8 protein-coding genes are annotated in these 13,378 nt (G+C 34.9%); 4 read left to right on the top strand and 4 right to left on the bottom strand.

Annotated features, from left to right (window positions below; all coding sequences use genetic code 11):
• Positions 1-16: 16 nt before the first annotated feature.
• The 4 genes from DK441_RS06110 to DK441_RS06095 form a co-directional block, all read right to left on the bottom strand.
• Complete coding sequence (locus DK441_RS06110; RefSeq protein ID WP_109097922.1) at positions 17-1,438, bottom strand: hypothetical protein; 1,422 nt, start codon at positions 1,436-1,438, stop codon at positions 17-19.
• Between the two features lie 24 nt (positions 1,439-1,462).
• Positions 1,463-4,273 carry a TonB-dependent receptor domain-containing protein gene (locus DK441_RS06105; RefSeq protein WP_109097921.1) on the bottom strand — a complete coding sequence of 937 codons (2,811 nt, stop codon included), beginning with the start codon at positions 4,271-4,273 and terminating at the stop codon, positions 1,463-1,465.
• A gap of 278 nt (positions 4,274-4,551) precedes the next feature.
• Positions 4,552-5,874, bottom strand: a complete 1,323-nt coding sequence (locus tag DK441_RS06100; RefSeq protein ID WP_109097920.1) for a SusD/RagB family nutrient-binding outer membrane lipoprotein — start codon at positions 5,872-5,874, stop codon at positions 4,552-4,554.
• An 8-nt stretch (positions 5,875-5,882) separates the two neighbouring features.
• Complete coding sequence (locus DK441_RS06095) at positions 5,883-9,164, bottom strand: SusC/RagA family TonB-linked outer membrane protein (protein ID WP_109097919.1); 3,282 nt, start codon at positions 9,162-9,164, stop codon at positions 5,883-5,885.
• 792 nt (positions 9,165-9,956) lie between these two features.
• Between DK441_RS06095 and rpsL the strand changes: the two genes are divergently transcribed.
• From rpsL to rpsJ, 4 genes are read left to right on the top strand one after another with little or no spacing between them, the layout of a single operon-like run.
• The gene (gene rpsL / locus DK441_RS06090) at positions 9,957-10,331 is read left to right on the top strand and encodes a 30S ribosomal protein S12 (protein WP_024770883.1); all 375 of its coding nucleotides are present in this window, start codon (positions 9,957-9,959) and stop codon (positions 10,329-10,331) included.
• A gap of 23 nt (positions 10,332-10,354) precedes the next feature.
• Complete coding sequence (gene rpsG / locus DK441_RS06085; protein ID WP_024770882.1) at positions 10,355-10,831, top strand: 30S ribosomal protein S7; 477 nt, start codon at positions 10,355-10,357, stop codon at positions 10,829-10,831.
• Positions 10,832-10,841: 10 nt separating this feature from the next.
• Positions 10,842-12,968 (top strand): elongation factor G, encoded by a 2,127-nt coding sequence (fusA, locus tag DK441_RS06080; RefSeq protein ID WP_109097918.1) that lies wholly within the window; start codon positions 10,842-10,844, stop codon positions 12,966-12,968.
• Between the two features lie 11 nt (positions 12,969-12,979).
• Positions 12,980-13,285, top strand: coding sequence for a 30S ribosomal protein S10 (gene rpsJ, locus DK441_RS06075; protein ID WP_010181931.1), 306 nt, complete (start codon positions 12,980-12,982; stop codon positions 13,283-13,285).
• Positions 13,286-13,378 lie beyond the last annotated feature (93 nt).

The following is a 13,378-nucleotide window of genomic DNA, read 5'->3' as shown; positions in this document are numbered from 1 at the left end:
TAATACTAGATCACAATTAATGAAAAGGTAAAACCTCATTAGAAGTTTTGTTTGCAACCAAAATAGAATTAAGATCTATCGCGGTAGTTACAACACCAGTTCCGTCATCATAAGTAAATGCATCTAAATTTGCAATATTAGAATTTATAAACGATGGAATAACTGATACAGTACCAGGATCTCCTTCTGAAATATTTGAGTTTTGTAAGATTTCATTTTCATGAATAACCAATTTAACTCCCATATCTGCAAAACGAAGTCCTTCTGCAATAAAAATTTCTTGTCTAGTTCTATATAGTAATTCTAGTGAAGTGTCTCCACCAGTCATAGCATCAATATCTGTTTGTACTAAAGAAGTACCAGATACAGAAGGTACCATTACATTACCAGCCTGACGATCTAGAACTAAACCTGGTCTTGAATTAACCACAACAGTAGCTTTATCTGGTCTAGATCCAGGACTTTGTTGAGTTCTTCCTTCAATAGAATCATCTATAGTTCTTACTTCTCTAGTAGCCACCAAAGTTAATAAATCTTCTAAATTAGTTTGAGCTGCTCCCACATTATTGTCTGCAAGATTAGATTCTGCTATAATTAAATATGCTTCTTCCGCTTTTAAATAATGTACAGAAGCATCTTGATTTGCATCAACAAAAGAATATTTTGGATCAAGAAAATCTAAAGATGGTAACGGTTGAAAATCATCAAAAGTAGCTCTTTCATAAAATGCATCTTCTAATCTATTTGAAGGACCATTTAATTCATCATATCGTGCAGATCTTAGAAAATTAGTACTAAGTCCTAAAGCATCATTTGCCGCTTGTACAGCCTCTGCTTTATTTCCTAAATAATAATTAGCCCTTGCTTTTGCAAGATAATACTCTGCTTTAGGATTAAGGCCTATTGCAAGATCAAATGAAGTTATAGCACTTGTCAGATTCTGAACCGAAGTAAATGTAGGTCCTAGCTCTTCCTGCGGAAGATTAGAGAAGTACATCCCTGCATATAAATACGACATTCCTTCAAAAAAGTTATACTCAGCTTCTGTTTCAGTATTATATTCTGAATCATTAGGACCAACAGATTCTAGCCCAAATTTAGCAGCTTCACGAACTCTAGCTATTCTAAATTGTGTATCTCTCATATCTGGATCATCAATTCTTATTTCAAGACCATCCAAAAATTGACTAAAAAAAGTTTGAGTATTTACATAATTATCAGAACCAAGTTCTGCTAGTATTAATATTTCATTTAAAGTAATTGATAGGTCTCTTTCAATCCCTTCAAGCCATATTGATGAAGAGTTAGGTTTACCTATAATAGATGCCTCAGAAAGATTCGGGTTCTCTACAGAAGTGAAATCAGTTGCATCTTTTAGATCATCTGTACATCCTATTAAAAGAACAATTGTTAAGGTGTATAAAAATATTTTTTTCATTTTTAATATATTTTAAATTTATTCTTAAAACTGGAATTTAAGAGAGGTCATATAAGTTCTTGGTGCAGATTCTGTACCATAAGCAAATCCTCCACTACTAAACCCATTCTGAAGATTAATACCTGAACCTGTAGTCTCTGGATCAAAATCACCAGCAGTCCAGTTGAAAGGATTCGTTACTGTAAATCCAATAATTACATTTTCAAATATTCCCAACTTATCTCCTAAAGAATAATTGATTCCTATATTTCTAATTTTTACAAAATCATTATCATAAGTAAAATAATTAACATAATTAAAAGGACTAGTCGTTCCTACAAGATCTTCAGGAATTCCAGTATCATCAGCTCCTCTTAAATGTCTTAGTAAAAAGCTTAAATCAACAATCTTTCCTCCAAATTGATAATCTCCAGTCATGAAGAAATTTAATTTATCCCATGTATAGTTTATTCCAAATGATCCAAAATAAGGAGCAAATGTATCTCCTAGAGGACTATTTGGAGTAAATGTATATGTGCCATCTCCATTAGGAGCAGCAGAAGTACCTCTAAGATATCCAAGGCTTTCTCCTTCTTCTACCCAAGATCCGATAACAGTAAATCCACCAACATTAAATGCAGGAGCACCACCAGTACTAACTACAGTGTTTTCGTTGGTGTTGTAAGAAAAGTTAACGTTTAAAGTGTGCTTTTCGCTTCTAATAACATCAGCACTCAAGGCAAGTTCCCATCCCTCATTTTTAATTTCACCAATATTTTGGATTTGATTAAATTGACCACTAGTTGGTGGCTGTCCAGGAGTAAATAATGCATCTTCTGTTGTCGCAACATATCTTGTACCACTTAGATTAATTCTGTCATTAAACAATCCTAATTCGATACCATATTCTGTGGTAATAACAGTTTCAGAAATTAAATCATCATTTCCAGGATTGTTAAAGATAAAAGATGGAGCTCCTAAAAATGGATTAAGATTAAAGGTTTTATCTTGTGAAAACGCTCGTGCAAAATTTGTGGCTTCACCATAGTTCGCTCTTAACTTCACAGTAGATAAAATATCTTTTATACCACTGTCATAATAAAAATCATGATCAGAAATATTATAGGTAATACCGATTTTAGGTAAGAATAAAGGATCTGTATTTTTACCCGCTTGAGTATTTTGATCTAGTCGACCACCAAATTCAAGAAAGGCTACATCATAAATCCCAATATTTTCTAAAAAGTACACTCCATAATTAGCATTTTCTAAAATAAAATCATCCGTTGTTTGAGTTGGAAAAAAACCTAAATCAGTAGTACCATCAACTCCACCTGAGCCTCCTGTATTATACTGTCTGTCTGTTGATCTAAAAAATTGTCCTCCAAAAACAGTTACAAATGAGAAGTTTTCTAAATTTGCTCTGTGCGTAAAATTAAGATCACCAGTAACTGTAAAAGCGTGTCTCACTAGTCGGTTTAAGTATGCTTGATCAGTTGTACCAGGGTTAATCGACCCTTGAGCGATTTGAAGTGCATTAGATCCAACCTCTTGTTGTGTCTGTGTTCTAGAATCAACACCTATAATTGCATTTGCTTGAAAACTATCTGTAAAATCGTAAGTAAATTTGTTAGAGTTTGTAAAACGATTTACAGTACTATTTATGTCTACTTGAGCTCCAATGTTATTAGAACGATTTAATTCATCTTGCCATTCTGCTTCTGTCAATTCATCTAGGTTTCCACGTCCAGCACCTTCAAAAGCCGAAAATCTAGAAAAACTAGTATTTGCATTGTAATCCAGGTTAGATTCAAAACCAACATAAGAGAAAGACCCTTGATATTTTAATCTATCAGTAACTTGTGCACCAAGACCAAAAGAAAGGTTTCTTCTTACTTGTTCATTTAATCTATTGAAAGAGTCATCTGCATATAAACTACCTGAAAAGTTATAAGTAACTTTTTCATTACCTCCATTAACTCCTATTTTATATTCTATAGCAAGACCAGGTTCAAATAAAGCCTCACCTGTTCTTTTATATTTAAGAAAGTCTTCAGTCGCTTTGATCGCTCCAACTTTAGTTTCGAACATAAATCTTGTTTTACCAGAAGTACCTTTCTTAGTAATAATTTGGATGATACCATTTGCCGCATCAGCACCATATAAAGTTGTTGCTGCACCTCCCTTAATATATTCTATTTTTTCTATAGATTCTACAGGGATATCTGCTAATGCAGAAATCGCAGCACCTCCTGTTCCAATACCTAACTGAGGGTTCGAATTTAAATTATCTACACGAATACCGTCAACAATAACTACAGGTGTTGCCGAAGTTGAAGCAGAAATAGCTCCCCTTGTTCTTATGATAGCTGCTGTACCAGGTTGACCAGAACTTAACCTTATTTGTGCACTAGGCGTAGTAGACTGTAATAATTGATCTATTTGATTAGAAGGCAATTTGTCTACTTGATCAGCTGTTAAAAAATCTACAGTAGTAGATAATTTTCTTTTAGCTATACCAGAACCTTGTCCGGTGATTACTACTTCTTCTAATTCAGAAGCAGAGGTAACCAATTGAATGTTGATAGTGTTACTATCTCCAATTATTACATCTTTAGGATTAAATCCAACATAACTAAAGGAAAGTACAGCACCTCGATTTGTTTGGATGGTATAGTTTCCATCAAAATCGGTTTGAGTACCACTTGCTGTATTTTTTACAACAACATTAACTCCAGGAAGAGGTAACCCTTTATCATCGGTTACAGTTCCTGAAATCGTTTTTTCTTGTGCAAAAGTGAATTGCACGACAAACGCTAGTAAAAGCGTTAGAATTCCACTAAACTTTGTTCTCATTTTACAATTTATTTGAATTAGCCAGCTCCAAAAATCATCATAATATCTTAATAAAACAACTTTTCACTATTAAAAAAAATATAATTACAATCTAAAGAGGCCAGATATTAGCAATAGTTTATTGCTACTTTATAATGGGATAAGACATTAAAAACAAAAAAAAACCTGTAAAGTAAATTACAGGTTTTTTTGTTTTTATGTAGTAGTAAGCTATTGAAAATTAATGCTATGTCTACTTTTGGTTGTGATCCAATTTCTAATTTGGAAAATTAAAAGTTTTATAGATTCCAATCAACTCTTGGTTTATATAAATCAGCTTCACTTGGACCAGGAGTATTTGTGTTAAACAATAACTCATCACTACTATAATTCCATCTCACAGGAACTTGTGTTCCCGAAGTTGGTGTTAAATTAGGGAATCCGGTCCTTCTATAGTCGTTGTATACTTCTGGTTGAACAAAAAGCCCAATATATTTTTGAGTATAAACATGAGGATCTAATGCAATACTTCCTACGCCAGGGTTAACAGTGGCATTGCCGATGTAGGTGGTATATTGTGCATTTGTAAGGCCTACTTCTTCAAATGATGCTTCTATACCTGCTAAATAAGCTGTAGAAATTGCAGCGTCACTTCCTCCTGTTCTTAGTAAACATTCAGCTTCTATGAATTTAATTTCTCTATATGAAATTAAATCCTGTCCAAAGGCATCAATCAAATAAGAATGACCAGTAACAAATGTTTCAGAAAAAATAGCTAATCTATCAGTGTCATTAAGTGCTGTCATTAAGCCACTCATGAATGGGTGAAATTCAATATCACCTGTTCTTCCATCATTAAACCTATGCCATTGACCAGGTTTGGTTGCTTCATAAGTAAATCTTAAATTATCACTTCTTGATGTGAAAGATGCTTGAGCATCTGTTAAAGCATCAGCATAATTATCTTGGTGTAAATGTGCTCTTGCTCTTATTGCTCTTGCAGCTTTTATCCATAATGCAGTATCACCACCATAAAAAACATCTCCTTCAACAGCAAAACCTCCATCGTTTTTCCCTAGGTTCTCAATACCGCTTTGAAGTAAGGAGAAAATCGCAGGGTATATTACTGTAGCTTGATCATCATATACAGGAGAAGTGTTGTCAAGACCTTGACCTGCTTCGGTATATGGTATATCTCCCCAAACATCGGTGGCTAACATTAATGAGTAAGCCTGAAGTATTTGTCCAATACCTAGATAATGATTAGCTCCTAATTCTTCACTTTGTTTTATATAAATATCTAGTTCGATAAAAATTGCTTCATATAAATTAGTCCAAGCAGTATCAAACCTATTAGGAGTTAATCCTGTATAACTATTGAAAGATGTCCATTGTCTTGCAACACCTTCTACTTGCTGCGTTAACAGGCAGTTAAACCTAGAGAAATCACCTCCTGTAACATCGGCAATATTGATGCCTATAGAGGGTAACATGGCACTAACAGGAACTGAAGAAGGTTTGTTTGGGTCTACGTTTAGATTTTCATCTAAAAAATTTTCACAAGATATTGTGGCGATACACAATAAAAAGATAAATTGTATTTTAAAAATATGTGATTTCATAATATTTTTTAGAATTTAAGTGATAGTTTAAAAATTACAGATTTTGTACTTGGCATATTGAAATAATCAAAGCCTTGTCCATTACCTGTACCTGTTAGACTGGTTTCCGGATCGATACCTTCATAATCAGAAGTAAACCAAAGATTTCTACCAGTTACACCAATTGATCCTCCTTTTACAAATTTGCCTCCAAACATTTTTTCAGGAAAGCTATAAGATAAACCAACTTCTCTAAGTCTTATCCAACCACCATCTTGAACAAATTGTTCACCTACAGCTCCAAATCCACCAAGTGAAGATTGCCAGTATGATTGATCTCTTACCACAGGAATGTTATTTGCTGATCCATCAGATAAAACTCCTTGAATTGGTGCTGGAGCCTCTTGTCTTGTTTCTGCTGTAATTTGAGATCTACCAAAGAAAGAAAGAGCCCATGCTGTTCCATTCCAAAGATCACCACCTTGTCTCCAATCTAATAGGAATGAGAAATTAATTCTTTTATAGCTAAAGCTATTTTTCCATCCTAAAATAAAATCAGGATTTGGATTACCAATCGATCGTTGAGTTGGATCTACTGCTTGATATCCGTATTCAGATGAAGTAGGGTCGTCATTAATTACAACGGAACCACTAGGGATATTTAAGCCATCATCATTTGCGCCACCAGCGCCTTCTCTTAAGTATGCACCTCCAAAAATAGCTCCATATGGGTTACCGGCAACTAGGTATGTACCTGCACTGTTAAAGCCTGCAAGGAAAAGACGTTCTAGTCCTGGAGCAAGTTCGTCAACAACACTTTCAGATTTCGTGAAGTTGAACTGAGTGTTCCAGGTAAAATTGTCATTTCTTACAGGTGTTCCATCAACAACTAATTCGATACCATCAGAAGTTAGTTTACCTGCATTTAGCCATACGTTGGTAGAACCAGTAGATGACGGTAGTGATGCATTTAGAATAGCATCCTTGGTCTTTCTTTTGTAATAGGTGAAGTCAATTCCGAATCTATCATTAAAAAAACGTAAATCAGCACCAACCTCAATAGTTTCAGATATTTCAGGAGTTAGTGAAGAATTACCTCGAACATTATCTAATTCAAAACCTGTTTGCCCAACAATTGGGAAGCTATTCGCATTCCCCCATCCATCTCCAATAGGATCAACTTCAAATGAAGTAGAGGTTAAATATGCAAATGGAGGTGGGGCTCCTACTTGAGCCCAAGAACCTCTTAGTTTACCTAGAGTAAGAATGTCATTCTCTGGTAAGAACTCTGAAAAAACAATAGAAGAAGAAACAGAAGGGTAAAAGAAACTTAAGTTTCCTAAGTCAAAATTATCTCCCGTTCCTGCTAATCTAGTATCCCAGTCATTTCTACCTGTAGCAGTAATAAATATTGCGTCTTTCCATCCAAATTCTATCTGTCCGAAAACACCAAGAGTTCTATATCGGGTAAGGGTTTCAAAAGAGGTAACGTCAGTAGCATTACTTAAATCCAAAAAGTTTTGAAAAAGTAAATTTGTTCCTGAAACATTTAGTCTAGACCTTTTGAAAGAAAACAAATTGGCTCCAACCAAATAATTTAAAGTAAAATCTGTAGTTATTTCTCCTGATCCTGTAAGATTTAAATAAGAATCAATAATAGAAGTGTTGAACTCATCCTTGATTACTTGACCTGATGATTGCGTTCTTGAATTGATTTCGAAATTTTGCTTTCTTCGGTCATTTGTATAATCTGTACCTACATTAAACCCAACATTAAGCCATGGGTGAGCTTGGTAGTTTAATTTGAAACTACCATATACTCTATTAACCTCTTCATCTCGAAGGGTATTGTTGACTGTCCAATATGGATTGTCATATCCACCACCTCCACGATAGTTTCTTTGGTTTCCATTTGAGAATATATAAGCAGCAGGAGTATCAACGGCATCTCTACCATAGCCTCCTGAGTTATCAAATGATGCAGGAGTTCTTAGTAATCCTAACAGAAGCCCAGAGGTGTTAGATCCTTGTTGAACCCTTTGAAAATCAGATTTTGCATAATTTAATGTAGTGCTAAAACTTAATTTTTCTGTAGCTTGTAAATCTCCTGCTAAAGATGCAGTGAATCGATCATAAAGCTCATTAGGAACTACTCCTTCGCCATCAAGATAAGAGGTTGAAAATCTGTAAGATGAATTTTCTGCACCACCTTGAACCCCAAGAGAGTGAAGGGTGCTAACTGCTGTTGTGAAAAAATCACCAACATTGTCGTAAGTATTAGCTGCTTGCCCATTTCCTGTTCCTCGAGGAACTAAAAAACCATTTGGGTCATAAAGATATCGTCCATTAGAATCAAAAGCACTCGCTCCTGGAGCATTTGGATGACTAGAATCTGTAGAGTATTCTAAATCAGATATTCTAGGTCCCCATGAACCACTTGCCCCTGTAGATGGATCACTATAATTTCCACCAGAACCTTGAGCAAATATATTTTGAAGATCAAAAACAGAAGTTACTTGATCAATCGTAGTTTGGGAAGTGAAATCTATACTAAATCTCTGATCTTTATTCCCTTTTTTAGTTTCGATAACAATAACACCAGTTGATCCAGCAGTTCCATATAATGCTGTAGCGGCCGCCCCTTTTAATACTGTTAAAGATTTAATATCTTCTGTATTAAGGTCCATTAAACGATTAGATTGTGCTGTTCCCGCAGTGTTTCCTTCAGTAGATAAGGTTTCATTATTTGTTCTTACCCCATCAATAACAATAAGAGGTTGATTGTTTCCAATCAACGAGGTTACACCACGAACCAGTATTCTAGAACCACCACCTGCAGATCCAGATGATCTGGTAATTTGTATACCAGCAGCTTTTCCTACCAATGCATCTACTGCGTTTGTAGAGCCTGATTCAATAATATCTTCGCTATCTACCTGCTGTAATGCGTATCCAATAGCTTTTTTCCCTCTTTTAAGCCCTTGAGCAGTTATAACAACTTCTTCTAATTCCGAAGCTGAAGCTGATAATTGAAGATTAATTGAGTTACCGTCGCCAACCACCACATCTTTCGTGTCGAATCCGACATAGCTGAAAGAAAGTACTGCGCCCTGAGCTGCCTGAATGGTATATTTACCATCGAAATCAGTTTGAGTACCATTTGCTGTATTTTTCACAATAACATTAACTCCAGGAAGAGGTAACCCTTTATCATCGGTTACAGTTCCTGAAATTGCTTTTTCCTGTGCAAAAGTAAATTGCACAACAAACGCTAGTAATAGCGTTAAAATTCCACTAAACTTTGTTTTCATTTTATAATTTATTTGAATTAGCCAGTTCCAAAAATCTTAATAAAATCTTAATAAAACAACTTTTTGTAATTAAAAGTTTAAAACGGTTGTTGAAAATGCATTTTTTTTGCTTTTTTTTTGTTGAAATAGTAATGGTTTTTTTTTTTTTTTTGTTTGTGGGAATGATAATGTGTTTAAATAAAGTTTATTTAAATGTTTAAGGTGTGATTTGAGTTCTAATTTTAATCATATGTTGTGTTTTTGTGTGCTAGGTAGATAGGAGGGATTGATTAGGTTGACTAATTTAATACTTTATGTTGTGTATTAGGCTTAATGTAAGGAGCGTCCTTTTGATTAAGAAGTTGTAAAAGCTTGGTGCTGTGTAGAAGAGTTGTTTTGATTTGGGTCTATTAAGTGTTTAAATTTGATTGTGATATATATAAGGATGTAGTATTGGGAGTTTATGTTATTATTGGATAAGTGTTTTTTTAGACAAAGGATAAGCTATGATAATTTAAAGTGTAGCTATTGCAAAGTTAGTATGATTAGTTAGGTGTATACCTTAATAATATAGTAAGATGTTGTAATCGTATATTATGGTATTATGTTTGTCTTCTGTTTAAGTTAATGCAGAAGGTTTTTGTTGTGGTTTGTTTGGTAACATTACTGTTCTGCCTTGTTTATTTCGGGTGATATATATAAACGAATAAAAATTAATCCCTTAGGATTTGATTTGCTCGAAAATATTTCTACCTTTGCAGCCCTTTAAAAGGGATATTTTTTTAAATTTTTAATAATAGTGTAAAGCAAATTATGCCAACAATTTCACAATTAGTAAGAAAAGGTAGAGCCAAAATAACTAAGAAGAGTAAATCGGCTGCTTTGGATTCGTGCCCGCAACGCCGCGGTGTTTGTACACGTGTTTATACTACTACACCAAAAAAACCAAATTCAGCTATGCGTAAAGTGGCTCGTGTTAGGTTAACAAATGGTAAAGAAGTAAATGCGTACATCGGTGGTGAAGGTCATAACCTCCAGGAGCACTCGATAGTATTAGTTAGAGGTGGAAGGGTAAAAGATTTACCAGGAGTTAGATATCACATTGTTCGTGGAGCTTTAGACACCGCAGGTGTAGAAGGAAGAACACAACGTAGATCTAAGTATGGTGCTAAACGCCCTAAGAAGTAATCAAAAAACTTTAAGAAGAAGACATGAGAAAAAGAAAGGCTAAAAAAAGACCGATTTTGCCAGATCCACGTTTTAACGATCAATTAGTTACACGTTTTGTGAACATGATGATGTGGGATGGAAAGAAATCGACAGCTTTCAAAATATTCTATGATGCAATTGATATCGTAGAAGAGAAAAAACAAAATGACGAAAAAACGTCTTTAGAAATTTGGAAAGATGCTTTATCTAATGTAATGCCACACGTAGAGGTGCGAAGTCGTCGTGTAGGAGGAGCTACTTTTCAAATTCCTAATCCAATCAGACCAGATCGTAAAATATCTACCGCTATGAAGTGGTTGATTCAATTTTCACGTAAAAGAAATGAGAAATCTATGGCTCAGAAACTTGCTGCAGAAATTATAGCTGCAGAAAAAGAAGAAGGAGCTGCTGTTAAGAAAAGAGTAGATACTCATAAAATGGCTGAAGCAAATAAAGCATTCTCTCACTTTAGATTTTAATCATTAAGAAATGGCTAGAGATTTAAAATATACTAGAAATATAGGAATTGCTGCGCATATTGACGCAGGGAAAACTACAACCACCGAACGTATACTTTATTATACAGGGGTGAGTCATAAAATTGGTGAGGTGCATGATGGTGCAGCTACTATGGATTGGATGGAGCAAGAGCAAGAACGTGGTATCACGATTACTTCTGCTGCTACAACATGTGAGTGGAATTTTCCAACAGAAAATGGTAAACCAGTAGATGATACTAAAGGATATCATTTTAACATAATTGATACTCCGGGTCACGTTGATTTTACCGTAGAGGTAAACCGTTCTCTAAGAGTATTAGATGGATTGGTGTTCTTATTTAGTGCTGTTGATGGGGTAGAGCCTCAATCAGAAACAAACTGGAGACTTGCTGATAACTATAAAGTACCAAGAATTGGTTTTGTAAATAAAATGGATCGTCAAGGATCTAACTTTATGGCAGTTTGTCAACAAGTTAAGGATATGTTAGGGTCTAATGCTGTGCCGATTGTAATGAATATTGGTGATGAAGCAGATTTTAAAGGTATTGTAGACTTAGTGAAAAACCGTGCAATTGTATGGCATGATGAGACGCAAGGTTCTACATTTGATGTTATTGAGATTCCTGAAGATTTAAAGGCTGAAGCTGCAGAATTAAGAGGTAAACTTATTGAAGAAGTTGCTGCTTATGATGAAAATCTTTTAGAGAAATTTATGGAAGATGAAGATTCAATTACAGAAGAAGAAGTGCATGCTGCACTTAGAGCTGCTGTAATGGATATGTCTATTATTCCTATGATTTGTGGATCAGCATTTAAAAATAAAGGAGTACAGTTTCTTTTAGATGCTGTATGTCGTTATTTGCCTTCTCCAACAGATAAAGAAGGTATTGTAGGTGTAAACCCAAATACTGATAAGGAAGAATTACGTAAGCCAGATGTAAAAGAACCATTTGCTGCTTTAGCATTTAAAATTGCTACAGATCCTTTTGTAGGACGTTTAGCATTCTTTAGAGCGTATTCTGGTCGATTGGATGCGGGATCATATATCTTGAATAACCGTTCGGGTAAAAAAGAACGTATTTCTCGTATTTATCAAATGCACTCTAATAAACAAAATGCAATTGAGTATATCGAAGCAGGAGATATTGGAGCAGCAGTAGGATTTAAAGATATCAAGACTGGTGATACTATGTCTGATGAAAAGAATCCTATCGTTTTAGAATCTATGGATTTCCCTGATCCGGTAATCGGTATTGCGGTTGAGCCTAAGACTAAAGCAGATGTTGATAAATTAGGTATGTCTTTGGCTAAATTAGCAGAAGAAGATCCAACATTTACAGTTAGAACAGATGAAGCTTCAGGACAGACAATTATTTCTGGAATGGGTGAGCTTCACTTAGATATTATTGTTGACCGTTTAAGACGTGAATTCAAAGTTGAAGTAAATCAAGGTCAGCCACAAGTAGAGTACAAAGAGGCTATTACTCAGGCAGCTGACCATAGAGAGGTTTATAAGAAGCAATCTGGAGGTCGAGGTAAATTTGCAGATATTGTATTTACAATTGAGCCAGCAGATGAAGGACAAGTAGGGCTTCAGTTTGAGTCTACGATTAAAGGAGGTAATGTTCCTAAGGAATTTATCCCTTCTATTGAAAAAGGATTCAAAATGGCTATGGTAAATGGTCCATTAGCTGGATATGAGGTTGATGCTATGAAAGTAACATTGAAAGATGGTTCTTATCACGATGTGGATTCTGATCAATTATCTTTCGAATTAGCTGCTAAATTAGGTTTTAAGAATTCAGCGAAAGCTGCTAAAGCCGTAATTATGGAGCCGATTATGAAATTGGAAGTTATTACGCCAGAAGAAAATATGGGTGATATCGTAGGAGATCTTAATCGTCGTAGAGGACAAGTAAGTGATATGGGTGATCGTGCTGGTGCAAAAACTGTAAAAGCAACTGTTCCTCTTTCTGAAATGTTTGGATATGTAACAACATTAAGAACATTGTCATCTGGTAGAGCAACATCAACAATGGAATTTTCTCACTATGCTGAAACTCCTTCTAATATCTCGGAAGAAGTAATTGCAGCTGCAAAAGGAGTTAACGCTTAATTATTACAGAAATGAGTCAAAAAATCAGAATAAAACTAAAATCTTACGATCATAACTTAGTAGATAAATCTGCTGAGAAAATCGTAAAGACGGTAAAGAGTACGGGAGCTGTAGTAACTGGGCCAATTCCTTTGCCAACACATAAGAAAATTTTTACGGTGCTTCGTTCTCCACACGTAAACAAAAAATCCAGAGAGCAATTTCAATTAAGTTCTTATAAAAGACTTTTGGATATTTATAGCTCTTCTTCAAAAACGATCGATGCGTTAATGAAGTTGGAATTACCAAGTGGGGTAGAGGTTGAAATCAAAGTGTGATAGACCTTGGTGCGTAAGTGTGCCTTACGATAAAATGTCCCAAGCTGTATGCGAGGGAAAAACGGCAAAGAAATACATTCAGGGTTGAACGTG

This window comes from Aquimarina sp. AU58, assembly GCF_900312745.1.
Classification (GTDB): domain Bacteria; phylum Bacteroidota; class Bacteroidia; order Flavobacteriales; family Flavobacteriaceae; genus Aquimarina; species Aquimarina spinulae.
Note: the sequence above shows the minus strand (reverse complement) of the source record. Positions and strands in the feature narration are given on the sequence as shown.